Origin of the sequence: Paenibacillus ottowii (genome assembly GCF_006874425.1) — a bacterium.
GTDB lineage: Bacteria > Bacillota > Bacilli > Paenibacillales > Paenibacillaceae > Paenibacillus > Paenibacillus ottowii.
This window is the reverse complement of the sequence record NZ_VIJZ01000008.1, coordinates 254123-280832: the sequence shown is the minus strand read 5'-3', so window position 1 is coordinate 280832 and position 26710 is coordinate 254123. Positions and strand designations below refer to the sequence as shown.

The 26710-nt window shown below is 46.1% G+C and carries 23 protein-coding genes; 19 read left to right on the top strand and 4 right to left on the bottom strand.

Features of this window, described 5'->3' with window-relative positions:
- The first annotated feature begins 13 nt into the window (after positions 1-13).
- The 4 genes from FKV70_RS19435 (at position 14) to FKV70_RS19420 (ending at position 2017) form a co-directional block, all read left to right on the top strand.
- Positions 14-469 carry a DinB family protein gene (locus tag FKV70_RS19435; protein WP_142613907.1) on the top strand — a complete coding sequence of 152 codons (456 nt, stop codon included), beginning with the start codon at positions 14-16 and terminating at the stop codon, positions 467-469.
- A 67-nt stretch (positions 470-536) separates the two neighbouring features.
- Positions 537-842 (top strand): methyltransferase domain-containing protein, encoded by a 306-nt coding sequence (locus tag FKV70_RS19430; RefSeq protein ID WP_244310787.1) that lies wholly within the window; start codon positions 537-539, stop codon positions 840-842.
- A gap of 116 nt (positions 843-958) precedes the next feature.
- The gene (locus FKV70_RS19425) at positions 959-1327 is read left to right on the top strand and encodes a hypothetical protein (protein ID WP_142613906.1); all 369 of its coding nucleotides are present in this window, start codon (positions 959-961) and stop codon (positions 1325-1327) included.
- 90 nt (positions 1328-1417) lie between these two features.
- The gene (locus FKV70_RS19420) at positions 1418-2017 is read left to right on the top strand and encodes a YdeI/OmpD-associated family protein (RefSeq protein WP_142613905.1); all 600 of its coding nucleotides are present in this window, start codon (positions 1418-1420) and stop codon (positions 2015-2017) included.
- Between the two features lie 90 nt (positions 2018-2107).
- On the opposite strand, the gene FKV70_RS19415 is transcribed toward FKV70_RS19420, so the two are convergent.
- Positions 2108-2971 carry a sulfurtransferase gene (locus FKV70_RS19415; protein ID WP_142613904.1) on the bottom strand — a complete coding sequence of 288 codons (864 nt, stop codon included), beginning with the start codon at positions 2969-2971 and terminating at the stop codon, positions 2108-2110.
- 74 nt (positions 2972-3045) lie between these two features.
- Positions 3046-3990 carry a DMT family transporter gene (locus FKV70_RS19410; protein WP_142613903.1) on the bottom strand — a complete coding sequence of 315 codons (945 nt, stop codon included), beginning with the start codon at positions 3988-3990 and terminating at the stop codon, positions 3046-3048.
- A gap of 231 nt (positions 3991-4221) precedes the next feature.
- Here FKV70_RS19410 and FKV70_RS19405 point away from each other — a divergent pair, with 231 nt between their 5' ends.
- From FKV70_RS19405 to FKV70_RS19375, 7 genes are all read left to right on the top strand, one after another.
- Positions 4222-5127: a hypothetical protein gene (locus FKV70_RS19405; protein WP_142613902.1), complete on the top strand. Its 906-nt coding sequence runs from the start codon at positions 4222-4224 to the stop codon at positions 5125-5127.
- Between the two features lie 212 nt (positions 5128-5339).
- Positions 5340-6053, top strand: coding sequence for a 2,3,4,5-tetrahydropyridine-2,6-dicarboxylate N-acetyltransferase (dapD, locus tag FKV70_RS19400; RefSeq protein WP_063209994.1), 714 nt, complete (start codon positions 5340-5342; stop codon positions 6051-6053).
- Positions 6054-6233: 180 nt separating this feature from the next.
- Positions 6234-7370 (top strand): N-acetyldiaminopimelate deacetylase, encoded by a 1137-nt coding sequence (locus tag FKV70_RS19395; protein ID WP_142613901.1) that lies wholly within the window; start codon positions 6234-6236, stop codon positions 7368-7370.
- Between the two features lie 74 nt (positions 7371-7444).
- Positions 7445-8554, top strand: coding sequence for an ABC transporter ATP-binding protein (locus tag FKV70_RS19390; protein WP_142613900.1), 1110 nt, complete (start codon positions 7445-7447; stop codon positions 8552-8554).
- Positions 8544-9356 carry an ABC transporter permease gene (locus FKV70_RS19385; protein WP_142613899.1) on the top strand — a complete coding sequence of 271 codons (813 nt, stop codon included), beginning with the start codon at positions 8544-8546 and terminating at the stop codon, positions 9354-9356. The genes FKV70_RS19390 and FKV70_RS19385 overlap by 11 nt, the downstream gene beginning before the upstream one ends.
- A complete protein-coding gene (locus tag FKV70_RS19380) occupies positions 9346-10167 on the top strand; it encodes an ABC transporter permease (protein ID WP_142613898.1) in 822 nt (273 codons plus the stop codon). Before FKV70_RS19385 ends, FKV70_RS19380 begins: the two co-directional genes overlap by 11 nt.
- Positions 10164-11237, top strand: coding sequence for an ABC transporter substrate-binding protein (locus tag FKV70_RS19375; RefSeq protein WP_142613897.1), 1074 nt, complete (start codon positions 10164-10166; stop codon positions 11235-11237). The genes FKV70_RS19380 and FKV70_RS19375 overlap by 4 nt, the downstream gene beginning before the upstream one ends.
- A 440-nt stretch (positions 11238-11677) precedes the next feature.
- Here FKV70_RS19375 and FKV70_RS19370 read toward each other — a convergent pair whose 3' ends face one another.
- Positions 11678-12841, bottom strand: a complete 1164-nt coding sequence (locus FKV70_RS19370; protein WP_142613896.1) for an aminotransferase A — start codon at positions 12839-12841, stop codon at positions 11678-11680.
- Positions 12842-13231: 390 nt separating this feature from the next.
- On the opposite strand from FKV70_RS19370, the gene FKV70_RS19365 reads away from it, so the two are divergent.
- The 4 genes from FKV70_RS19365 (at position 13232) to FKV70_RS19350 (ending at position 16636) form a co-directional block, all read left to right on the top strand.
- Positions 13232-13636: a VOC family protein gene (locus FKV70_RS19365; RefSeq protein ID WP_063210001.1), complete on the top strand. Its 405-nt coding sequence runs from the start codon at positions 13232-13234 to the stop codon at positions 13634-13636.
- 106 nt (positions 13637-13742) lie between these two features.
- Positions 13743-14273, top strand: coding sequence for a GNAT family N-acetyltransferase (locus FKV70_RS19360; protein WP_142613895.1), 531 nt, complete (start codon positions 13743-13745; stop codon positions 14271-14273).
- Positions 14274-14472: 199 nt separating this feature from the next.
- A complete protein-coding gene (gene aspA / locus FKV70_RS19355) occupies positions 14473-15882 on the top strand; it encodes an aspartate ammonia-lyase (RefSeq protein ID WP_142613894.1) in 1410 nt (469 codons plus the stop codon).
- A gap of 166 nt (positions 15883-16048) precedes the next feature.
- Positions 16049-16636, top strand: a complete 588-nt coding sequence (locus FKV70_RS19350; protein ID WP_142613893.1) for a restriction endonuclease — start codon at positions 16049-16051, stop codon at positions 16634-16636.
- 94 nt (positions 16637-16730) lie between these two features.
- On the opposite strand, the gene FKV70_RS19345 is transcribed toward FKV70_RS19350, so the two are convergent.
- Positions 16731-19907, bottom strand: coding sequence for a bifunctional cytochrome P450/NADPH--P450 reductase (locus FKV70_RS19345; RefSeq protein WP_142613892.1), 3177 nt, complete (start codon positions 19905-19907; stop codon positions 16731-16733).
- A gap of 295 nt (positions 19908-20202) precedes the next feature.
- On the opposite strand from FKV70_RS19345, the gene FKV70_RS19340 reads away from it, so the two are divergent.
- From FKV70_RS19340 to FKV70_RS19325, 4 genes are all read left to right on the top strand, one after another.
- On the top strand, positions 20203-21207 hold the full coding sequence (locus tag FKV70_RS19340; protein ID WP_142613891.1) for a BMP family lipoprotein: 1005 nt from the start codon (positions 20203-20205) through the stop codon (positions 21205-21207).
- 27 nt (positions 21208-21234) lie between these two features.
- Positions 21235-22899: a methyl-accepting chemotaxis protein gene (locus FKV70_RS19335; RefSeq protein WP_142613890.1), complete on the top strand. Its 1665-nt coding sequence runs from the start codon at positions 21235-21237 to the stop codon at positions 22897-22899.
- A gap of 204 nt (positions 22900-23103) precedes the next feature.
- The gene (locus FKV70_RS19330; protein WP_142613928.1) at positions 23104-25542 is read left to right on the top strand and encodes an AraC family transcriptional regulator; all 2439 of its coding nucleotides are present in this window, start codon (positions 23104-23106) and stop codon (positions 25540-25542) included.
- 132 nt (positions 25543-25674) lie between these two features.
- Positions 25675-26685, top strand: coding sequence for a tripartite tricarboxylate transporter substrate binding protein (locus tag FKV70_RS19325; protein WP_142613889.1), 1011 nt, complete (start codon positions 25675-25677; stop codon positions 26683-26685).
- Positions 26686-26710 lie beyond the last annotated feature (25 nt).

The following is a 26710-nucleotide window of genomic DNA, read 5'->3' as shown; positions in this document are numbered from 1 at the left end:
GGGTGTGGAGAACATGAATGAAAAGTCGCAGTTACTGAGGGAGTTCAAGGAATGGATATGTTTTGTTTCTAAGATTCGTGAAATGGATTGGCAAATAAAGATTGCCGAAGATAAATGGTCAGTTCACGATATCGTAAGTCATATATTGCTGTGGGATAAATACTTTTATGAAGCAGCCATAAATCCGATATTAAACAATATGCCTTTGACATTAACACAGATTGATTTTGATCAATTTAATCAGGATGCTGTTGAATTTGGAAAAACAAAAACGAAGGAAGAATTAATTGAAATGACTATTCAGTACCGTAACATGATATTGCAGAGTATAGAGAGTTTGGAAGATGATAAGCTTACTAAAGAATATGCTGACGGGGAGTTTACTGTAATATCATATTTAAAAGATTTTATCTGGCATGATCAACATCATATAAGACAGATTGATGAGCTTAAAAGAAGAGCTAAGTGAGTATTTAAAAAAAGAATAATGCACATCATTTTTTGGTTCCTGGAGCGGATATGGGAGAAATACCAAGATGTTCTCTTCTTATTTTGAGGTTGATGGAATTGAGATAGCTAGTTCAGCTGTAGATCTAGCAAAAGAATGGGATTTAAAAACGAATTTTATTCAAGAATCGGTGTTAGAGTTTCGTACTAGCAAAAGGTATGACGGCATATATTGTTATGATTTATTACATTTATTTTTGGTAAAGGACCGAAAAAAACTGATACAGAATTGTGTGATGCATTTGAAGGAACAGGAAGCGATGTATTTTACGTGTTTTTCGTTAAGATATATAGTGTTCAAAAGATTGGATAGCTATTTAGGGGAAGCAATTTAGCAGACACATCCTACCGCTTAACTGCCGCATGTGGCAGCCGGACTGTTAGTCCTAAAGCGCTGGGACATCGTAATTACAGATCGTTATATGTAATTGGAAGCGAAGGGTATAATAAAATGAGAATGCAAGATAAACCGATAGTAAGTATTATAGGCTTGGGATTATTTAGCCTGTCACTAGTGGTGCACATTTATTTTAAATCAATAAGAACAATGGATGATGTAGGGATGGGTATATTATTGTCTCTAGTAAATGCCATATTTCTAGTCTTTCCATTGCTATGGGGAGTATTGGGTGCGGTAGAATTCTCAAGAATAATGAGTTGGAGTGAGAAAATAAAAAAAAGAGAAGCGAACGAAGAAGTAGATTTAGATAAATATAAGAAAAAAAATAAAATATATCTATGCATAAACGTAATTTATTTATTATTAGTTATATGTCAATTGGGTTATGTAATTTATAGGTGGGATGAGGTGAACGTATAATAAATATAGCATTGTGATGACTATTCTATAGATTTTCTGTAATTATATACATAAACATTATGAGCAAAAACAATAAGGGGGGAGCTAACATTGACAAATAGAGAGGAAATGAATCCTAAAGTTGATGCATATTTAGATAAAGTGAAAAAATGGCAGGCGGAAATGGAGAAGTTGAGAGCGATCATGCTTGACTGCCAGCTCACTGAAGAATTGAAGTGGGGTAAACCATGCTACATGTTTCAGAATAGTAACATCGCTATAATACAGGGATTTAAAGAACACTGTGCGCTTATGTTTTTCAAAGGTGCTTTGTTAAAAGACCCCAATGGTATTCTAATCAAACCTGGGGAGGACACGCAGGCGGGGCGCCAGATTCGGTTCACGAATGTTGAAGAAATCGTGGAGATGGAAACCATCTTGAAAGCCTATATTAATGAAGCCATTGAAGTGGAAAAATCTGGTTTAAAAGTGGATTTCAAAAAGAATACAGAACTCATATTTCCTGAAGAATTTCAAGCTAAATTAGATGAAAATCCTGCCTTGAAAACTGCTTTTGCTGCATTGACGCCGGGACGACAAAGAGCATACATTATGCATTTTTCTGCGCCCAAACAATCTAAAACTCGGGAATCAAGGATTGAAAAATGTAAGCAAGACATTCTCTCTGGAAAGGGATTAAATGATCGATAAATTCGATGAGAGAAAAAACACACTGCCATGAGCTCAATCGCTTAAGGCAGTGTGTTTATCTTTAGAACCTGTATATCTGTTAAAAATGGATTATTCCTGTCCAGTCGCCACCGGATTTTCCTCATAGCTGATCCAATCGCTCCAGCTCCCCGGATAGAGTCTCACCTTACTAAATCCTGCCTCATTCAAGGCCAGAACATTCGGGCAGGCGGATACGCCTGATCCGCAATATACGATGATCTCAGCGTTCTGATCTAGGTCTGAGAAATGCTGTTTCAACTGCTCTGCGTTTTTAAATGCACCCTTTTCGTCCAAGACCTCTTTCCAGAAGAAATTCACTGCACCGGGAATATGCCCCGCTGCTTGATCTATGGGCTCTTCCAGCCCCAGGTAGCGCGGACGCTCTCTGGAGTCGATCAATATAGGTGAAAAACCGATATAGGAGCCGACAGGAACAGAATCTACAGATATACGTTGTACTTCTTTCATACTTGTGAGCATTTGTGGCTGAACATTTGCCACAAAGGTGGAGGGAATGCGAATCGGCTGGTCTGCCGTAACGGGGAACTTTGCTTCCTTCCAGGCACTGTAACTTTCTTCCAGCACATATACCTGCTCATGTCCGAGGTAGCGCAGCAGCCACCAGAAGCGGGAGGCCATCATCCCCCCTTGGTCATCATAAGCAACGATGCGTGAAGCGGAGTTGATCCCGGCACGGCTCAGGCGTGCAGCAAGTATATCCACATTAGGTAATGGATGGCGACCACCATGCTCACCTAGAGGAGCGGTAAGGTCTTCCTCCAAATCGAAGTGAACCGCCCCTGGGATATGGTCTTCATTAAATTCGTTCCGTCCAGCTCCAGCTTGCCCGAGCAGGGAACGGCAGTCGGCAATGATTATGTCGGGCTCATACAATCGGGCCAGCAGCCAGCGTTTGGATACGATGGATTTCATAAGAGATTCCGCCTTCCTTTATTTAACGGTAAATTTAATCCATTGGGTATGGTTTATGAAAATGGGGTAATAAGCTAAGAGTTAGCCTTTAGGGGACGCTCATTGTTAGGCATTTCACTTTGGTGAACAACTTGCTTTTTAAAATCCGTTCCGTAGCGGATAAAAACCCATACGCCGAACAGGATGAAAAAGCCTGCACCAAATTGCAAGGTAGACAGCCTTTCCCCAAGCAGCAACCAAGCCAGCAGGGAAGAAATAACGGGCTCACCGAGTACGGCCATCGACACCGCGGTGGCATTGATGTATTTGAGCAGCCAGTTAAACAGGTAATGTCCAAACAGCGTAGGCACAATGGCAAGCAGCAGGAACAGTCCCCATTCCCGTGGAGCATATCCAGTAAAAGGTATAGCATTGACCACATTATACAGCGCAAGCGATGTGGCTGCGATGATAAAAACCCAAAAATTATACACAAAAGCGCTCAAATGCTCGCGTAGATGCTTGCCCATTAGCATATGGATGGACACAGCTACCATCCCCAAAAAGGAAAGAGCATCCCCGAGCAGGGCCTGTCCTGAGACCTGAAAATCTCCTGCGCCGATGGCTAGCGAGCCGACAAAGGCCATACCCATTCCGAAGAGCATAGCGCGATTTGTGCCGGTCCGGAAAAACAAAAAAGATCCAAGCATGACAAGGATCGGTTCCAATGTCATAATAACAGTAGAACTTGCTACAGTGGTGAGTCGCAGCGAGCCCATCCACAGCAAGAAATGCAGCCCTAGCGCGATCCCGGACCAGAGGATCATCATCCACTGCTTGCGAGTGAGGCTGAATAGCTCAGTACGGTATTTCCAGACCAATGGCAGCATAAGCAGATTGGTCAGGTACAAACGGTACATAGCGATGACGGACACCTCGGCTTCAGACCATCTGACGAAGATCGAGGAGAACGAAATAGCGATAATACCTATGATGTACAATAATTCAAAGGAAAAAGACGGTTTGTGTGCTTGATTCATGTGGCAGCTCCATCCGTATGGAAGAAAATAAATACGTAAATGTTCCTTCTAACGGTATCTCGAAAATGAGGTTTAATACAGCCCATTATACCGTACCTGGCATCCCCATGGTATTAGGATTTTGCAAATCCTGAGAATATCATAAACGAGAGCTAGAGGAAGGATTTTAAATGAGACGCTGCATGGAACTTTTGCCACACAAGCCCGTCTATCAAAGTGGAGGTGGATTTTATGAAAAAACATAACACATTTTCAATCTTACTACTGACTATCGTGGCAGTGCTGGCTCTGTCAGCCTGTGGCACGAAACCGCAAACCAACAACAATACACCTCAAGGAGCTGACCAACCGCAAGCGCAACAGCCGCAAGCCACACCAGAGCAGGTCGCTGAGCCGCAGGTTAAAAAGGGCACAGGTGTATACAACGGAGCTGCTGACCCGCATACGGTAGAGATTGAGATCAATGGCGAAGCCCAATCCTTTCAATTGGGGGAGGGGCTGGATACGGTAATTGCTGGACTTAAGGAAGGCGATCCAGTAGCGTTTGAATATAACGAAAAAGCAGTAGAGGGCGACGCGACAGCGAAGCAACTGACTTTAACGAAAATACAAAAGACAGAGGCTGCAACAGATAGCAATCAAAACGGAAGTCCTGGTCAACAAGTAGGCGGTGAACGCGCGAAAACTCAAACTTTTGAGCTTAACCTCGAAGGAAATAAGGAAAAGCAGACTGCTACTTTGGCAAAGGGAGCGGGCTATTCGCTGTATGTGTTTGACCCGATGTCCTTATTTCCTGATCAGAACCGTGTCGCTTTGGCGGTAGATGACAACTACTACGCCGAAATTACGAAGCTGCCCTCGAACTTTAATCTGGATGAGCTTCAAAAAGAAGGCGAAAAGGACCTGGCTTCCATAGGGAAGGTGCAAAAGCTGGACAAAGCAGCCGTGCCTCAAGCGCTGACCAGCAGCCGCCTGTTCTTGCAAGCGAACAGTTCGAAAATCACACGACAATATATTGTTGTGGAAAATACTACGGGCGCTTTTAGCGTGAAAGTGAGCATTCCACAAGGGGAGCCGGCGGAAGGATTCGAGTCCTTCATTTATACATCGCTGGAGAGCCTGCAAGCTAATAAATAAGCCTGATTTCAAGTCAGACGGTCACTAGCTGATAATCATGAATTTAAGGCACTCAAACGACCGAGACTTGCTATTATAGGTACTAGGTTAGCACTCTGAAGGTCTAATCTGTAATTGCGAGACCTGCACTTTTGTGCTATAAAGGATGAGAGAATAAGATCATTCCGGCTTGCGAAGTCGTATGAAGCGATGAAGGAGTTGTTAGATTTACTATGTCCATCGAAATGAATACACAAGAAGTCATCAACGTGATTAAAAACAGCAAGAAAAAGACGCCTGTTAAAGTATATGTAAAAGGAGCTTTGGCTTCCGCATCTTTTGGCGAGAATGTTCAAGCTTTTATTTCTGGAGACAGCGGTGTGGTATTTGGTGATTGGGCCGATATCAAGCCGGTACTGGATAGCGTAAACGCAAAAGAAGAAGATTATGTGGTCGAAAATGACCGCCGTAACTCCGCTGTTCCTATGCTGGATCTGAAAGGCATCAATGCACGCATTGAGCCAGGCGCCTATATTCGCGATATGGTGGGCATCGGTAACAACGCCGTCATTATGATGGGCGCAGTGATTAACATCGGCGTTACGATTGGTGAAGGCACCATGATTGATATGAATGCTGTACTTGGCGGTCGTGTTAAGGTAGGCAACATGTGCCACATCGGTGCAGGCGTTGTCCTTGCTGGTGTTATTGAGCCACCGTCCGCACAGCCTGTTATCGTAGAAGACGAAGTATTGATCGGTGCGAACTCGGTTGTACTGGAAGGCGTACGCATTGGTAAAGGTGCAGTTGTTGCAGCCGGAGCGGTTGTAACTGAAGATGTGCCTCCATACTCTGTAGTAGCTGGTACTCCTGCACGTGTAATCAAACAGGTCGATGACAAGACCAAATCCAAAACTGAGATTCTGAAAGAACTGCGCGTTCTGTAAGAAAGCAAAGTTTTTTATGTACCAAAGGTGAACGATTCCTTGTCAGGAGCATGATGCACTGACAGCATAACTTAGGGACGAAGCACAACGGACAAGGCTCGGCGGCTGCGCCGGGCTTTTGTCCTTTTGTTCTTTTGCCAGCTAAGAACGGATGAGCTATAAAAGGAGGCGTAGCAGCAAATGAGTACGGTCGATTATCGTTCTTTTGTTCAAATACGAAGAGATTTGCACCAAATTCCCGAACCTGGGTTTGAGGAATATAAAACACAACGATATTTGCTGGAATACTTGGAAACGCTCCCTCAGGAGCGAATGGAGATTCGTACATGGCGAACGGGGGTTCTAGTATTCATTCATGGAACGGCTCCTGAACGCCGCTATGGATATCGTTGTGATATGGATGGTTTACCGATTGAGGAAGAGACAGGGTATGATTTTCGTTCGACCCATCCTGGCTACATGCATGCATGTGGACACGATTTACATATGACAATTGGTTTGGGAATTGTGACCCACTTTGCAAGCCATCCGATCAAGGATGATCTGGTTGTGTTGTTTCAACCAGCTGAGGAAGGACCTGGCGGAGCCCTGCCTATGCGGGACAGCATAGAACTGTCTGACTGGATACCGGATGAAATTGTCGCATTGCATGTTGCTCCTGAATATCCTGTGGGCACCATCGCCACTCGCCCGGGTATCTTATTTGCCAATACGTCGGAGCTTTTCATCGACCTCAAGGGTACGGGCGGGCATGCGGCTTACCCGCACAAGGCGAATGATATGGTGGTAGCTGCTTGTCAGCTGGTGGGGCAACTACAGACGGTTGTAGCTCGTAATGTGAATCCACTGGATGCAGCGGTTATTACGGTTGGCAAGGTTAGCGGCGGCACGAAGCAAAATATTATCGCGGAAACCGCTCGTTTGGAAGGTACGATCCGCACGTTGTCTGCTGATACGATGACACTGGTTAAATCGCGGATTGAAGCGCTGGTGCGCGGTGTGGAAGCTGGATTTGAATGTCAAGCAGAGATTCATTATGGCTCCAATTATTTGCAGGTGTACAATGAGGCCAAGGTGACTGAGGAATTCATGAACTGGGTCAGGAATCGGCAGGATGTGCAGCTTGTTGAATGCGGAGAGGCGATGACCGGAGAAGACTTCGGGTATTTTCTGGAGCGAATTCCGGGTCTGATGTTCTGGCTTGGCGTGGATACGCCTTATGGCTTGCACCATGCCAAGCTGGAGCCTGCGGAGGAAGCGATCGAAGTAGCCATCCGTGTGCTGACAGACTATTTTACATGGAAGTCTCAAGGGTGAATGATACGCCCTGAGTAATTTTGTTTAATGAACAGAATGAATGGAATGAAGTCGAATCTTTGAAGGAGGGTGTTATGGGAGAGCAAACCATCATCCGATTTGAACGGGTGACCAAACAATATGACAACGATCCCCCGGTGCTGGCGGATGTCAGCTTTGAGATTGAGCGTGGTAAATTTTATACATTGCTAGGTCCTTCCGGCTGCGGTAAAACGACGATTCTTCGTATGATTGCAGGTTTTGCAGAGCCAACAGAAGGTTCTATTTATTTGAATGGAAAACTTATTAATCGTGTTCCAGCCAATGAGCGGCAGGTCAATACGGTTTTTCAGGATTATGCGCTATTTCCACATCTGAACGTGTTTGAAAATGTAGCCTTTGGTCTGCGGATCAAAAAAATGAACAAAAAGGACATCCAAGAGAAGGTGACACAGGCGTTGTCCTTTGTCAATCTGGAAGGCTACGGCGAACGGGAAATTTCCGAGATGTCCGGGGGCCAGCGTCAGCGTGTGGCCATTGCACGTGCTATCGTCAATGAGCCTGATGTTCTCTTGTTGGATGAACCATTGTCGGCACTGGATTTAAAGCTGCGGACAGAGATGCAGTATATTTTGCGTGAAATGCAGCAGCGTCTTGGAATCACTTTTATATTCGTTACGCATGATCAGGAGGAAGCGCTGGCCATGTCGGACGAAATTTTTGTCATGAACAAAGGCAAGATCGAGCAAAGCGGTACGCCAAATGATATCTATGATGAGCCGATTAATCGGTTTGTGGCTGATTTTATCGGCGAATCGAATATTGTTCCTGGACGTATGATCGCGGATTACCAAGTGGAGTTTAACGGTCGACAGTTTGAATGTGTCGACGGAGGGTTGCGTCCGAACGAGCCGATTGAAATTGTGATCCGTCCCGAGGACTTGGAGATTACTAGTGTGGCTGAAGGCAAGCTGCGTGTTAAGGTGGATACCCAATTGTTCCGTGGAGTTCACTACGAAATAAGCTGCTATGATGATTCAGGTCAGGAGTGGCTGGTGCATTCTACCAAAAAGGCGGAGCTGGGCAGTGAAATCGGTCTAAAATTTGACCCGGAAGCCATTCATGTCATGCGGTTTGGGGAGACAGAAGAAGAATTCGATCGGCGTCTGGAAGCCTATGAAGAGGTGGAGCAGCATGTCCGGTAATACTAGAGCAGCGTATCTGCTGCCTTACTATTTATGGATTGTGCTGTTCGTGGCGGCTCCAGTAGTCCTTGTATTTTACTATTCACTATTTGATGTGGATGGTCATTTCACATTCAGCAACTACGCTCAGTTTTTGACGCCTGTTTATTTAAGCATGACGCTTAGCTCATTTTGGTATGCATTTCTGATCACTGTATGTTCACTGCTCGTGGCGTATCCGGCGGCATATTTGCTCACTCGCACCAAGCATAAGCAGTTGTGGTTGCTGCTCATTATTTTGCCGACCTGGATTAACCTATTGCTCAAAACGTATGCTTTTATCGGCATTTTCGGAACTTATGGTCCGGTGAATGCGGTGTTAGGCATGGTTGGGTTGGGTGGTCAGCAAATTTTGTTTACCAGTTCCAGCTTTGTATTTGTATCTGTATATATATTTGTGCCTTTTATGATTTTGCCCATCTATAATGCGTTGGAGGGTTTGAACCCTTCACTGCTGGATGCAGCCCGTGATTTGGGAGCCTCCAGATGGACTGCATTTCGCAGGGTTGTTTTCCCGTTAACACTTTCAGGTGTGCGATCCGGTTGTATGGCTGTGTTTATTCCGGCGTTGTCGCTGTTTATGATTACCCGTCTGATTGCAGGTAACCGTGTAATTACGCTGGGGACGGCGATAGAGCAGCATTTTCTAGTTACTCAGGACTGGGGGATGGGCTCTACAGTTGCTGTGTTCCTGATTTTGGCGATGGCTATCATTATGCTGCTCACCTCGGGAACGAAACGGAGGGTACGGCATGGTAAATAAAAATCGATTCGGAAATATATATTTGATGCTTGTTTTTCTCGTGTTGTATGCGCCTATCTTGTATTTGATGTACTATTCCTTCAACAGCGGTGGGACCATGCACGAGTTTGAAGGCTTTACACTTCAATATTACAAAGAGGTGTTTGCAGACACTCGCCTGATCATTATTGTTATTAACACCTTGGTCATTGCTTTGCTCTCATCTGCGTTGGCTACGATTATTGGTATCATGGGTGCGCTGGCTATTCATCAGATGCAGAACCGCCGAGTCAAAAATACGCTGCTGTCGCTCAATAACGTACTGATCGTGAACCCGGACGTTATTATCGGCGCTTCCTTCCTCATTTTGTTCACGATGGTTGGCATTAAGCTGGGTTTTTACTCCGTTTTGTTATCCCATATTGCGTTTAGTGTGCCGATTGCGGTCATTATGATTTTGCCGCGGCTTCAGGAAATGAGTCCATCTCTGGTCGATGCTGCACGTGATTTGGGTGCCAGCCGGCTGGACGTATTGACTAAGGTAATTTTGCCCTTTATCAAGCCAGGAATTTATGCGGGCTTTTTTATGGCGTTAACGTACTCGCTGGATGATTTTGCGGTGACCTTTTTTGTGACAGGAAGTGGGTATTCGACCTTATCGGTAGAAATATATTCACGAGCCCGTCAAGGGGTTTCCTTGTCGATCAATGCGCTGTCCACGCTCATTTTCCTGTTTACTGTGCTGCTCGTGGTAGGTTACTACTTTATTATGCGCAAGGCGAATCGTAATGAAAAAAAAGAGCCTGCGGCGGAAATGGGGGTGCCTAGATGAAGTCGCTTGTGCGCGTGTTTCTGTCCATTTTTATTATCTCATTTGGCCTGATGGGCGTGGCAGCGTGGCTGAATTCCAGCCAAGGCTACTCCGGTGGGAACACACTGACGGTATACAACTGGGGAGACTACATTGACCCGGAGCTGCTGGCACGGTTTCAGAAGGAGACGGGGATTACCGTCATTTATCAGACATTTGATTCCAATGAGGCGATGCTGACGAAAATCGAGCAGGGAGGAACTTCGTTTGATGTAGCGGTGCCCTCGGAATACGCTTTGGCTAAAATGAAGCAGGAACATCTGCTGCTCCCATTGGACCATAGCAAGCTGCCGAATTTGAAGCATGTAGATTCTCATTATCTAAACCTTTCGTTTGACCCCAATAATCAATATTCGGTTCCGTATTTTTGGGGTACAGTCGGGATAGTGTATAACCCGGAGTTGACGAAAGGTATTGATTTTCATAGCTGGGATGGCCTGTGGGACCCGAAGCTGCGTAATAACCTGTTGCTGGTTGATGGTGCTAGGGAGATTATGGGCATGTCATTGAACAGTCTCCACTATTCCTTGAATGATACAAACCAGGCGCATTTGCAGCAAGCTTTGACGAAGCTGGAGAAGCTGGCACCTAACGTCAAGGCTGTGGTTGGCGACGAGATTAAAATGCTGCTGGCCAACGAGGAGGCTGCTGCTGGAGTTGTATGGTCTGGTGATGCGTCCGAAATCATGGATCAGAACGATAAGCTGGATTACATCGTGCCAGATGAGGGGTCCAATCTGTGGTTCGATAATATAGTTATTCCAAAAACGGCTACTCATGTAGACGCGGCCAATAAGTTCATTAATTTCATGTTGCAGCCCGATGTAGCCGCCCAGAATGCTGAATTTGTAGGTTACTCCACGCCGAATAAGGATGCAAAGAAATTGCTGCCTGAAGATATCTCTGGCGATGAGCGGTTCTATCCTCCATCTGAAATTACAGATAAGCTGGAAGTATACGACAACCTGGGCAAGCGAATGCTCGCTCACTACAACGAATTGTTTCTGCAATTCAAAATGCATTTAAAATAGGAGAGTGGCGTGTGGATCAGGTTCGCGCTTTAAAGGTCGCTGCGGAGGCGGATGGTGTTTACCATCGCTGTTAAATTCCGATTTTTATGATTACCGCATAAAGGCGAAAATCGGAATTTAAAGGCGACCGCTTCGCTTGTCCAGCACCATTCCGCCCCCTACGCTGCGCCGTGCTTAAAGACGTACCTATGAATCCCACACCGACGGTGTGAGGGAGTAGGAAGATCGAACAGGCCCTTGAACCATCCGTTTAGGAGGTTCAAGGGCCTGTTTTTTTACCCACCGGGCGATATGGTGGGTATTTTTTTACCCTACGTCTCCCACATATGTTAGCGGAATGAGGGACTTTAAGGCGGGCGGTGAGCGAAGCGGGCCATTTAAATCTGGAGAAGCAACGGCGATCGGAAGATCAAATGGACTGCGTAGCGCCTCTAACCACCTTAACCCCTCACCATTCCTCTAACAAACCTCTCTATTTTATCCAACCCTTGCTCCAGCACATCCTGTCCATAAGCGTAAGATAAGCGAATGTAACCTTCACCATAGGCAGAAAAGGCATCTCCCGGCACGACGGCCACTCCTTGCTCTTCCAGCAGCTTCAAGGTGAAGTCCATCGAGCTTAATCCAAAATGGGCGATGGAAGGGAAAAGATAGAAGGCTCCCTCGGGTTTCTCCAACGGAATTCCCATGTCCGTCAGCCTTTTGTGTACATAGTCGCGACGTTTGCGGTACTCCTCACGCATCGGAAGTGCATCATCCACCCCGACGGTCAGGGCTTCCAGTGCTGCATATTGGCTAATTGAGCTAGCGCAGGTCACGTTGTACTGATGCACTTTGACCATGTGCTGTGTAATCTCAGCGGGTGCAAGTGTAAAACCAATGCGCCATCCCGTCATCGAATGTGATTTGGACAGGCCGTTAATAACGATGGTACGCTCCCGCATACCTGGAAGAGCTGCAATAGATACGTGCGGTGTATCGTAAATCAGTTCACTGTATATTTCATCCGAGATGATAAACAAATCGCGTTCCTTGAGCAAATCCGCAACGGCTTCCAGTTCTTTGCGGCTCATCACTCGTCCGGTTGGATTCGAGGGATAACCGAGAATGACTGCCTTTGTCCGCTCGGTCAGATAAGGTTCCATTACCTCTGCCGTTAGCTTGAAGCCGCTGTTACGGGTGTCAGCCAACACGGGAATGCCGCCTGACAAACGGATTAATGGCTCATATCCTGGATAGATCGGTACAGGTAAAATAACTTCGTCTCCAGGTGACAAAATCGTACGAAGAGTAATATCCAGCGCTTCACTGGCTCCGTTCGTCACGATAACCTCATCCAGTCCACGGTAATTCAGACCGTATTTGCGGGCTACAAATGCTGCTGCGGCTTCTCGTAATTCCGGCAGTCCCGGATTAGGTGTATAAGTGGTTCGTCCTTCATCAATCGCCCGATGGGCAGCTTCCATAATATGCGCAGGGGTAGGAAAATCCGGCTGTCCAATCGTTAATGACAAAGTTCCGGGTAATGCGGCAACTTTATTGGCGATTTTGCGAATGCCGCTGATTCGAATATTTTTGACCTGGTCGTTAAGCAAATGCTCCATAGCGTGTGTGCCACCTTTTTCTGTATTAGAACAAGTTTACAATAATATGATCTGATTATGCTACGGCAAGAAGAATTCATTTTACATAATTAAGGTACTAAATTGGCTAATTTGTGGTATCTTAAATATAGGATATGTTTGTAAGCGTAATCATAGAAAAATTGGGGAGGGGAACAGCTTCTATATCCAAGAGTTGATGATCAATTGATTTAGGATGGAAAAACATCTGAGGCGATTTTGGCGTACAAGCCTATTCTTGGTGTAAGGCTACGGGAAAGGTAAGGGTTGTTAGTTCAGCTACAAATGTCAGATTGATTGACTTTATAAGATAGTTAAGTTATCTTTTGTGTGGAAGTCGTATGATAAAGTAGAAGGAAGAGGTGAGGCGTCGTGGGAGTAACAGCTAAACAAATTTTTGTGAATCTACCAGTTAAAAACCTGCAACACTCCATTGATTTTTTCACTACAATTGGATTTGAATTCAACGCTCAGTTCACTGATGAACATGCAACCTGCATGGTTGTTAGTGAGCATATTTTTGTTATGCTATTGGTTGAAGAACGTTTTAAAGCGTTCACTACAAAGGAAATTTCAGATGCCACGAAAAGCACAGAAGCGATTGTTGCTCTTTCGGTGGAGAGTCGAGAAAAGGTAGACGAGATCGTTCGCAAAGCTTTGGAAGCAGGCGGCAAACCCTCAAATGAGCCTCAAGATCATGGTTTTATGTATGGATGGAGCTTTCAGGATTTGGATGGTCATCTGTGGGAATTATTTTATATGGCTGAGCAGCAATAGAAGCAAGAGTGATAAAGCAAATGATGTATCATGGAAAGTAAGCTATCCTAAAAAGATAGTTTATTTTCTTTCTTGCGTGTTATTGATCTTATCGGGAGGAACTGCAATGTCTAATGAAATAGGAATCTACCCTGTTCAAGAGATTAGCGAAGTATTATCAGATTCATTAAGCCGGCTATTGATCGACGTGGTTGCTGATGGTGCATCTATAGGGTTCTTACCGCCACTGGGGTACCAGGAAGCAGCAGCTTATTGGAACAGTGTGCTTGAGGACGGTGTAGTTCTATGGATAGCCGAGAAGGACGGAGTACCTGTTGGGACAGTTCAGCTTCAGTTGGCACAAAAAGCAAACGCTACACATCGTGCAGAAATTGCAAAGCTGATGGTGCATCCGTCTGGACGCAGGCTTGGGATTGCACGCCAGTTAATGAAGGCAGCCGAAGAAGAGGCAGTGCATCTGAATAGAACCTTACTGGTGCTGGATACGCGGGTAGGAGATCCTTCTAATAGACTATACGAGTCGATCGGGTTTGTGGAAGCTGGTGTTATACCGGGCTATGCTCAATCAGCCGATGGTCAACTGCATGCCACTCGATATTATTATAAGTCATTAAATCCGTATTCCAGTCATAACTGAGCATTTACCGAATAACCGTGGGATATACGGGTAATCATAACTTTTCAAAGAGTTACATAACCTTTTTCCGCGTTTATTCGACTGGTAAAGCACGGGAATCGGAACGTATAATGAAGAGGAGATCCGAAAAGGTCTTTTTATATCATTTGACTGTACTGAATTGAAGAATGTAGCAAATACAGCGGAGGAATCAAAGAATATGAGGCTGGAGCATGATTTTTTAGGAACCAAGGAAGTGCCGTCAGATGTCTATTACGGTGTACAAACTCTAAGGGCAAAAGAGAATTTTCCAATCACAGGCCAACGATTGCATCCTGAGTTGATTAAAGCCATGGCGATCGTAAAAAAGGGAGCAGCGACGGTAAACATGGAACTAACCCGTTTGCATCGCTCCAAGGCAGAGGCCATTATCCAGGCTGCTGACGAGATCATTCAAGGGCAGTTGCATGATCATTTTATCGTCGATCCGATCCAGGGCGGCGCAGGCACGTCCATTAATATGAATACAAATGAAGTGATTGCGAACCGGGCACTAGAACTGATCGGCAAGCAGCGAGGAGACTATCAGGAGATCAGTCCTAATAATCATGTGAATATGGCGCAATCAACAAACGATGCTTTTCCTACGGCCGTACACTTGGCTGTATTGAGTATGATTGACAAGCTGTTAGCCACCATGAGCGAGCTTCAGGAAGCATTTTCCCGCAAGGCTATTGAGTTTGATAGTGTGATTAAAATGGGTAGAACCCACTTGCAGGATGCAGTGCCAATCCGACTAGGACAGGAGTTTCAGGCTTATGCGCGCGTACTGGGCCGTGATATCGGACGCGTCCGTGCAACCAAAGATCACCTGCTAACCATTAATATGGGTGCAACAGCGGTGGGTACAGGCTTGAACGCAGACCGTCGTTATATTCAGCGTGTCGCTGAGGTACTGGCAGAGGTTAGTGGCTTTCCTCTGGAAGCAGATGAACATCTCGTAGATGCCACACAAAATACGGATGCCTATACTGAAGTGTCTGCTGCCTTGAAAATATGTATGATGAATATGTCTAAGGTGGCCAATGACATCCGCTTGATGGCTTCAGGACCTCGCGCTGGTCTGGGAGAATTGAGTCTGCCTGCTCGTCAGCCGGGGTCATCCATTATGCCCGGCAAGGTAAATCCGGTGATGTGTGAGGTCATTAACCAAATTGCCTTTCAGGTTATTGGTAATGACCATACGATCTGCCTGGCTTCGGAGGCGGGTCAACTGGAACTGAATGTGATGGAGCCTGTACTTGTCTACAATCTGCTGCAATCGCTGGAAATTATGAAGCAGGGCTTCAATGTCTTCCGCATTCATTGCGTGGAAGGAATTGAAGCAAATGTGGAGCGGTGCCGTGAATATGTGGAGAACAGTGTAGGTATTATTACAGCCCTCAATCCGCATCTCGGATATGAGGTCGTGTCACGCATTGCCCGCGAAGCAATTACGACTGGCAAATCGGTACGTGAGCTGTGTCTGCTGTATAATGTACTAACCGAGGAAGAATTGGACATTATATTGGACCCGTATCAGATGACTCAGCCTGGTATTGCCGGAGAATCTTTGCTGAATCGCGAATAATATTGCAGAGTTAGAATGTTGGCAACTTTGAGATAAAATGAAGGCAGCCCCGTCGAATTCGGCGGGGTTGCTTTTGTGTAAACTGTATCTGTGTGATAGGTGGTAACGGTAACTCAACTAAGGGAATATACCGTCTGCATGCCTGCTGTAGAAAAGGGGAAGAAGGATGCTGCTGGAGCAAATATCGGCATATAAGGAATTAGGAATAGGACTCATTGTATTACTATTATTACTTGTGCTCATCATCAGGGGAATAATGCGTGGTCGCCGGAATCGGATTTTACGAGAGCTTGACCCACGCAAAATCGGAATTCAGGATATTGATCGTATGGAGGATGGCTCGGAATTTGAGCTTTACTTGCAGCGGTTGTTATCCGCACTTGGCTATAAGGACATTTATAAAACGACCAGCAGTCGGGATTTTGGAGCGGATCTGGTATTTACAGACCGTGAAGGCGCCAGAGTCGTGATTCAGGCTAAGCGTTACGCTGTACAACATCCGGTCGGCTTGGGTGCAGTGCAGGAAATTTACACCTCTATGCGTTATTACGCGGCGGACAAGTCAGTTGTTATCACCTCCGGTCGTTATACGGAATCTTGTAAAACACTTGCAGCTGTCAACGGAGTAAAATTATTGGACCGCAGTGATCTGGAAGACATGATAGATTTGTTCAAGTCAAAGCGCCGGGAGGAGGTTATGGATGTAATAGAAAGTAAGGCAGAGGTGATCGCTTCCAAATGGAGTAGAAAATAATTATAAAGGGGACTGAACTACTGGCGGCGAGCTTGAAGCTCAGTAATCAGTCCCTTTTATTTTTGAATATGTTGCTGCTCTTATACTGTTATCATTAGATGCCTGTCCAGACATCCTTGGCATAGCGTTGTTCCTGTTGGAGACGATCCAACCATTGCTGTGCCTCTTCTTTACTGGTATGATGTGCTTCCGCATAAGCTGCACATAGGGTGTTTTCTACATCGGGAGCCATACGGCTGCCATCACCGCATACATACAGATGAGCCCCTTTATCAAGCAAGTGAATCAGAGTGTCTGCATCTTCCTTCATGACATGCTGTACGTATCTTTTGGGTTGATCGTGCAGACGTGAGAAGGCTGTATGAAGCGTCACGATTCCTTCCTGCTCCCAGGCTTGTAACTCTTGCTTGTACAGATAGTCGAGCTTTGGATTACGGCAACCAAAGTATAGATGAGCTTCGCCGAGCTGTTCCCCTCTCTCCTTAAGTGCATGGCGTGTTTGGAGGAAGCCGCGGAATGGTGCCACCCCGGTACCCGGACCGACCATGATGACAGGCACGGACGGGTCTTCCGGCAAACGGAAGCCCGACTGAGGCTTACGCACAAAAATCACAATGGGATCATCTGGTTGGAGCTGTGCCAAATAATTGGAGGCAATTCCTAGGTATTCACCCTGTCCGCTACGGGCTGGTCCACGCACGACGCCCACGGTTATACTCGCTGAATGCTCCGATTCAAGTGGAGAACTGGAGATGGAGTAGTATCTAGGCTTGAGTGGGGGTAACAGCGAGATAAAGTTTTCAAATGGCAACTCGCAGGCTGGATACTTTTCCAGAATATTCAGCATTGTGACGCGCTTCTGTCGTATTTCTTGATCAAAGGTAGTATCCTCCAGCAAAGCTTCGATTTCTTTCTTGTGCGGTGGACACACTGTAAAGGATGCCAGCTGCCGTAACTGGGCTCTTGTCGCCGGTTCTTGCAGTTCCACACTGAGAGTGAGCAAATCTTCTACGCTTACAGGTCGATCTAAAGGGAGATGTGCCGCATCCCGGTCACTGCCTCTCAAGACGATATAGTCTTGATCCTGTAAATGAAATCGTTGCATCACCCTATTCACCAGCGAAGCGGGATTACGCGGCAATACACCAAGATGATCACCCTCGCGATAGGATAATTCGGTTGGTAATTTGATTTCCAGATGTCGTGTACTGCGTTCACTTTCAGCAGCAAGCAGTTCACGATTGACGGTAACAATGGCAGTAGCTGCCTCATAGTTGGCCGCCAGAGGAGCGCTAAGTACGCCGCTTACAAACTCTATGCTCAGACTATTGGTGTCCTGTGGCTCTGTATCACTGTGCTCTATCCCGAAAGCATTCAGCAATTCCGGCCATAAGCCGTGGTTCCAGGCTTCCCAATCCTTCTCGAAGTCACCACTGGCATCGCCCTCACCCCGGTCATACAGTCGCTTTGCCCCTTTGGCAGCCATTAGCTCGTCGATCTTTCTTGGAATGCGCTGATATGTGCTGGCCCAATTACGATCGCCACAACCAAAGACAGCGTACCTTACGCCTGCCAAGTGTCCCTCGCCTGCCTGCTCCAACCATTTTACAAAGGCATCCGCATTATCCGGTGGATGTCCGTTATAAGATGCGGTCGTAATAAGTACCACGCCTTCTTTAGACAAATTCTCCACACAATCATTGAGAGTTGCTATGCTACTGTTAAAACCCCAATTCCGACCTGAATCGGCTAATTCGCCTGCAAGTCCCTCAGCTGTACCCAGATTCGAGCCGTACAAAGATAACAAAGGGGTACCATGCTTTTTGGCATGAGGGGCTGCAACTTTTTGTTCCTCCTTTTCATGAAGTTCTTGAGCAGCTCCTGGCAGCATGACGGTAGTCTGTGGGCTGCGTGGACGTACTTGAATGGTGAAGCCTTCTGGCTTGAGCGTAAGCGTTTCTTTGACTTTCAACTCATAATGAGTATGATCAATCAGCTCAAAATGTTTTAGTACCATCCCCAGCACAAGGGTGGCCTCCTGTAGGGCAAACTGTTGTCCAATACAGGCGCGTTGACCGTTGCCAAACGGTTTGTAGGCATCTTGCGGAATGGCGGATGGGTCCTCGAAGCGTTCCGGTCTAAATTCCTCAACGTCATCGCCCCAAGCCTCGGTATCACGGTGCAGTTTCGGGATGAGCACATTGACGCTGTCCCCTTTTTTAAGTGGGTAGGTTCCGTCTAGCAGCGTGTCTTCTTTGGCATAGAGAGAGAAGGCGGGCGCTGTCGGCCACAGTCGCAAAGCTTCATTCAGTATCATCCTTATGTACTTGAGTTCACGCACCTGAGTATAGGAAGGCAGCGAATCGGTGAGCACGCGATCTACTTCCTCATATGCTTTGGTTAGCGTCCGCGGATTTTTAAGCAAATAGTAAATGGCAAAGGATAAAAGCCCACTGGTCGTTTCATGACCGGCGATGAGAAAGGTGATGATCTGATAGCGGATATTTTCATCATCCAGCGTTTCACCGGTTTCCGGGTCCTTGCCCTCCAGCATACGTGCCAGTAAATCCTCTTCCCCTTGGTTGCCCGTGGTTTTGCGTTCTTGAATAATACTGTCCACCAGAGAGAACATCGTTTCGATGTCGTGTTTAAACTGCTTTTTCTTCGATAACATCAGCTTGTTTTGCAAATTGAGGCGTTGCAGCTGACTCATCGCTTCATCCAGTGCGCGTGTCATACTGGTCACGAACGGATGGGGCTGATCACGGTAAAAGCTGTTAAAACGATAATTAAAGCCGCATAATCCGATGGTATCCAAGGTCAGCCGGGTCATATCTTCCGGTACCTCTACACTTTCATCGGGATTGAGCCGCGACCATTTTTGTACCAGCTGAACAGCAAGATCAAGCATCATATTGTGGTAACCCTTCATGGCCCGCTGACTGAAGCTTGGCAGCAATATTTGGTGGGCCTTGCGCCAGTTCGGTTCCTCAGTCCAGCTTGTGAATAGTCCGTCTCCGGCAAAAGCTCGTACCTTTTGTAATGGAGCCCACACTTGTTTGTCAAAACGGGATTCATCACAGGCATCTGCGACCAGCTTATGGCCGGAAATATAAATGTTCGTTCCTTCAGGCAGATCCATGCGAAAAATGGGACCGTACTCATTAGCAAGCTTAACCAAAGACTGGACAGGGGCATGTGTATCGATCAAGGGTAGATTACCTAAGGGGCCATAAGTTTTAGGCTGTGGAATTAAAGGGGTTGAAGTCATTTTAAATGTTGCTCCTTTCAAATAGAACTAGAGTGATAGTTTCAGTTTCAAACTACCTAGGTTTTTCAATGGAAATTACACTTTAATCTTTCGAGATAAACGGAAATCAATGAATTTAGACAGTTCGTATAATAAAAACAGTACAAAATATACATTTTTTACATAAGGAACAAAAGCATCACGCTTATCACACTTCTATTAACAATGAATTTACAGAAACTCTTATGAAAAAATCTGCTTTTATAACCGATATAAAGATGTTGGGAATTTCCAAATTAGGATGAGGTGATAAGTCATGAAAAAGCAAGTTGTATTATTAACTTTTAGGTGGCTTCCCATGGCTATAATCTTTGCATTATTGCTAAGTGCATGTGGGCAATCGGCCGCACAAACCAAGCCCCAGCCCATTAAAGTGGGAATCGTGCTGTCAGATATCGGTCTGGGTGACCAATCTTACAGTGACGCTGCTTTTCGAGGTTTGGTCAAGGCACGGGATGAAGGAAAGATTGTTTTTGAATACCGGGAAATCACGGAGACCAAGACGTATGATGCAGCTTTTGAGCAGCTTGCCCAAGAAAAAGCCGATTTAATCATTGGACTGGGTTATATGGTGAAGGATAGTTTGGAATCTACTGCCAAAAAGTACCCGGATCGTAAATTTTTAATCGTGGATGAGAAGTCGGATTTACCGAATGTGGCCTCTATTTCATTCAAAGCAGAAGAGGGAAGTTTTATGGCTGGGGTCGTTGCCGGTTTGACGAGTCGCACCGAACAGGTGGGTTTTCTCGGAGGAGCGGAATCGCCTCTATTAAAAAAGTTTGAGGTTGGGTATCGCGCAGGGGTGCAATCAGTCAAGCCGAATGCCAAAGTTACGGCAACGTATGCAGGGGATTTTGGCAAGCCGGAGCTGGGAACAAAAATTGCGAATGACATGATTAATCAGGATCAGATTGATGTCATTTTTGCAGCAGCAGGACTAACCGGTGTAGGTGCATTACAGGAAGCACAAAAGCAGCACAAATTCGCCATCGGGGTCGATAGCGACCAGTTTTTTATTGCGGAAAAAGCGGTAGTGACCTCGATGATTAAAAATGTAGATAGTGCAATTTATACAGTCGTCAAAGGCTTTGCAGAGCATCAAAGAACATTTACAGAGAAGGACATGGTGTTTGGGCTTGCGGAAAATGGTATAGGTTTGGCGCCTATTCGTATCGTGACACTGAAGCCGGAGCAGCAAAAGGTGATGGATGATTTAATGGAAAAAATCAAATCCGGCACACTTACTGTACCTACCCAATAAATGTTCGACAACGGAGGATGAATGCTGATGAAACTGCAAGGAAAACTGGTGCTAAACGCGATGATTTCCCTGATCGCTTGCCTGGCTTTAGTAGCTTATATCATTTTTGAATTATTACGTATTAACGCTCAGAGCAGTAATCTTGTTCCGGCCATGTTGAATGTACAGCAGCTCAATGCCTATCTGATTCAGTCAGGGCAGGCGCTGCAAAATTACTCTACTTCGATGACAGAGAGCAACAAAGCCGATGTGCAAAATCAGCTGTCTCAGTCTGAAAAGACAATTGCTTTGCTTTCACAAGGCATGATGCAGACCGAAGCGCAGCAAAAGCGACTGGATACGATTAAAACTAAATTCAGCCAATTGAAAGCAGCAACGGAAAAAGCGATGAGTGCTCAAAACAGCCCGGAGTCCAAACGAGAGGCCATGCGTGCCCAGGGGATTCAGAACGATGTATTTATGCTGGATCTATTGACCAAGGCGCGTTACGACCAATACACAGAAGAGTTGACCAAGAGTATTCGTTTTACTTGGCAATTGGCCTTGGCAGGTGCAGTTCTACTTCTGGTGGCGGTTGGGCTATACAATACATATACCTCCAGGCAGCTTGCGCTGAGAACCCGCAAGTTAACGGAGGCTGCGAAGCAAATTGCTGAAGGAAATTTAACCGTTCAACTCGCTCAAACCAAGGGCCGCGATGAGCTGGACGAACTCAATGAATCGTTCCGTGTTATGATCGGGAATTTGCGCAGCATTGTACTCTCCATTGATCAGGCGGGTAATCGTGTCGATCTGATGGCTCGGGATATTGATCAGCACAATGAGGCCATGAAGGAGATTGTGACACAAGTCAGCACCTCAACAGAGGAACTTGCGATAGGTAGTCAGAAAATTGCTGAGGACCTTTCGTTGACGGTTGGTGTTGTAGATGAGATGCAGCAGAAGTTTGAATCCAATCTGCTGGAGACTACGCAATCCACCGCGTATAGTGAGGATGCTTTGCTTGTCATTGAGCAGGGGACGCGTGTCATGACGGACCAAATGCGAATCGTTGCGGAGAATCGCTCAGCAATGTCCGAAGTGGAGCAAACCGTTAGGGAGCTGGAATCTAATGCAGCTGAGATCACGACGATGACCGGTTATGTATCTGAAATTGCCAGCCAGACGTCGTTGTTGTCCTTGAATGCTTCGATTGAGGCTGCACGTGCAGGTGAAGCGGGAAAAGGCTTTGCGGTGGTTGCCAATGAAGTGAAAAAGCTGGCGAATCAATCTGAATCTGCTGTAAAGAAAATTTATACCGCTGTTGAGGGCATCACGCTGGCTATGGATAAGGTAAAGACCTCTGTGCAGCAAAGTCAGGAACTGTTCCGCGAGCAGGAGAAGGCAACCTCCTCCACCGGAGAATCATTCAGAGAGATTAGTGGCAAAGTGCAGCAAATTGCTGGCCAAATCAGCAAGTTATCCATGGACATGAATGTATCGCGAGAACTGAGTGTACAGGTGCAGCAAGCTATCGAAAATATTAGTGCAATCACCCAGCAGTCCGCCGCAGGCAGTGAAGAGATTACGGCTTCCACGGTGGAGCAGAAGCGTTCCTTCGAGGAATCGGCTGAGAAGGTAAAGGAGCTCCGCCAGATTCGCGAGGAAATGCAGCGGGAGCTGGATCGTTTTCAGGTGGAAAAGACGAGCTAACATTATAATATGGATATCTATGCTGAACAATCAATATTAGTAGTACATAAAGAAGAAGTTCACCCTCTACAGGGAGACTTCTTCTTTTTTATTTGAATGATGTAACTTTTGCTAAGTTTGATGTATATAGGCAGGAAATTCCACTTCATGCGTCAAATAGATGTAAAAGGTAATATCTCATCTGATGATGTGGGTTATAGGAAGATGGATAGCGTATACCGGAAGGATGAAGTTACAGAAATGCTGCGACTTAAGCTTCGATTGATACTGAAAAATAAGCAGACAAGACTGATTTTGCTGCTCACCCTGTGCGTGTCGCTCGTGATCAGCGTGATCGACTTGCTATCGTATTCAAGATATCGTGAAGGTTTGGACACTGAGCTGAACACACCCAATATAGAATTGTTGCAAATCAATCTGGATGTGACCAATCGGGCTTTTCGTGAATCAGATAACAAGGCGCTGGATGCGGCTTATCATCCGGATGTAGCGCCTTTTGTACGTGTCTCAAAGGATGGAAAGTCGTTATCCAACAACGCTACTGTCATAGAACGGCTTCAGAAATATTTGAAAACCCTTTCTTCGCATGAAGAAATTCACTCGGTTGATATCATTTCTTTGGACAATCATGCTCTTATCTCCAGCAATTATGGTTATTTTCCCGATTGGAATCAAGCACCGGATACAACCTGGGTTCCCTGGATTCAGGACATCCCAAAAAAGCCGTTGCTGATTAAGCGGAGATGGTATGGCACGGATCAACAACATGGCACGATAGAGCTGCTCTCACTGGCTAGGCCTATAGTTGAGAATGGACAGGTCATGGGTGCGGTGTTAATCAATCTGGATTACGACCGTTTTTTTTCCAAACTGTATATTCATTTATCCAACTCGCAATATGTCTATGATCTGGAGGGGGAGTTGATCTATCCCAAACTAAGATCGTCCTTACCCTTAAATGATATGGGCAGGGTTGTGAAAGAGCTGGATGTGAATCCTTATGCTTATGTAGAAATTGGAGATATGGAATACATGGCGAACCAGACCTTCTCCGATGTCACGGGCTGGCGTCTAGTATCCCTCGTACCGATGGACAAGCTACTGAAAAATGTGAAGCTGGCGCGTAATATGATGCTGTGGCTGGCCTTGATCTCTATTCTGGCTGGGTGCTCAGCGGTGTACTATTATAATTATGCAGCTTTTCGCCCCATGAAAAAAATTAATAGTCTCCTGAATTCAGGCAATAAGGGAACACGCCAGGGAGGATTGTATGACCTGGAACCCGTGATTAGCAAGTTAGTTAGAGAATTTCATCGCAAATCATTGGTGGTAGAGCGAAGCTTGCCGGAGCTGCGATCCAAATATATAGAAGATGTCTTCCAGCGTAGAATGGGTGTGCAGGAAATGCGTACGAAATGGGAGCAGTATTTTTCCGATTGGGACGGTAAATCTTTGGTTGTTATGGTCGTGTCGATTGATCGGTATTCTATGTGGACCGCAAGCTTTCCAGAAGAGGACAAAATGCTGCTCAAATATGCGCTGAACAATATTTTACTGGAATTGCTTGAGCCTCAGTGGAAAGCAGTCAGTGCGCCGGAGGAGGAGAGTGGTCTGGTTGTCCTGTTGCAGCTCAGGGAGAATATAGATGAAGTTGGAGCGGAGGGAGCAGCCAAAGAGAGAGCATGGCTTCGCAAGGGCGTTGACAGGCTAATTCAGGTGGTCGGTGAGTATCTTCCCATGACTATTTCGGTAGGGATTGGCCATAAGGTCACAGATATTCAAGAGGTACGGGCGTCTTTTATACAGGGAAAAGAGGCGCTTAATTTGCGTTTGTACGAGGGGTATGGACGGTCACATATGAATAGGAGCAGCATAAATGTGAAACAGGATTGCATAATGGATGTGCAGCCACAGGATCAGGCTAAGGATGCAAGATTACTGAACCATCGGCGTGTGGATCTGATTCGTGCTGTGGAGTCACAGGAACCTGGTGCAAGTGCAAAGCTAGTCAGCCAGTGGGTAGAAGAACTTCGACACTATAGGACATCCCCAAACCAGGTCTACCTATCTGTTCATGAACTGCTGGAAGATTTGCTAAAATGGTGTGCCACTCAGAGCGTGACACCACCTGATCAGCTTGCTGATTATCATTGGAATCAGATTTTGACGCTAGACCTTCAAGACATTGAGGCTCTGCTAGCCATCATGTTGACTGATATTGAAGAAAAGTGGCACGGACGCCAACAGTCCAAAGATTTTGTACGTGTACAAGAGATGATCGAATATATGGAACATCATCTGCATCTGAACATCGGGCTTCAGGAAATTGCGGCTCATGTTCACATGAGCGTGTCCTCAGTGAGCAGCATGTTCAAGGAGGAAACGGGAACTACCGTATATGACTATTTGACAGCATTACGTGTCAAAAAGGCATGCATATTGCTGTGTGAAACGCATTTGAAAATTGGTGAAATTGCAGAGCAGGTCGGGTATCGAAACGAGAACAGCTTTATTCGTGTATTCCGCAAGTATAAACAAGTGACCCCAGGGAAGTTCAGACAAATCAACAAATCTTCTAATGAATATGCAGATCGGTCAGAAAATCGATGCTTTGGTGAAATTGAAGATAAACACAAAAATTAGATGATGGATGTGGATCTCCACGTTGCGGTACATTGACTTCATGTAAGCGTGAACAATATGACCGAAAACGTTGGAGGTGACAACGGGCGCAAGATGATGGGCCCAGTTCAATTGTGGAGAAGAGGAAAGGTAATGAAGAAAAAGTCATGGCAAAAATATGTGCTGGTTGCGGCAGGAGTGGCTATGCTTTCTGCCTTGAGTATCAGTGAGTATGTAGATCACCGCACCCTTCAAGATCACAGCCGTGGTGTATTTCCTGCGAAGCCAGTAACACTTGTCGTTCCATATGCAGCGGGGGGTGGTACGGATATTACCGCAAGAGCGTTGGCAAAAGCCGCCGAAAAGCATCTCGGACAGCCGATCATCGTCGTTAATCGAACAGGCGGCGGCGGTTCTGTGGGGCTGATGGAGGGAGCTGAGGCGCAGGCGGACGGTTATACCGTAACGTATCTGGTCGCTGAACTGACTACATTGCCACATTTGGGGCTGCTGCCGATCACCTATGAGCGCTTTAAACCGCTGCTTCAAACGAATATGGACCCTTCTGCTATTACGGTCCGGGCGGATGCCCCGTGGGAGACAGCGGAGGCATTTTTGGAGGATGCTAGGACTCATCCAGGCAAGCTAAAAATGGGGAATGCAGGCACAGGAAGTATCTGGCACCTCGCTGCTGCGATGCTGGAGCAGAAAAGCGGAGTCCGCTTCACCCATATCCCTTATGAGGGAGCAGGCCCCGCCGTTTCTGCGTTAATGAGCGGATTCGTGGATGCTGTACCTGTCAGTCCCGCAGAAGTGAAGAAATACGTGGACGAAGGAAAACTTCGCATATTGGCGATCCAGGCAGATACTATTTCGGAAGCGTTTCCAAGGGTGCCAACCCTTCAGCAGGCGACTGGGCTGCGTGTCCATTTTATCGGCACCTGGAGAGGGCTGGCTGTACCCAAGGATACACCGAATGAAGTGGCTCAAACGCTGGCGGATGCACTGATCAAGGGGACGAAAGACGAGCAATTCAGGGAAGAAATGCGGAAGCATGGGTTAGGGTTGCGTGTCCAGGATGCAGAGGCATTCGCACGTCAACTGAAGGATAGTCATGATACTTTCGCCAAATTAATTCCTGAACTGGGCTTAAGCCGCAAGTAAAACGGCCTTGTTTTTGCATTGGCAA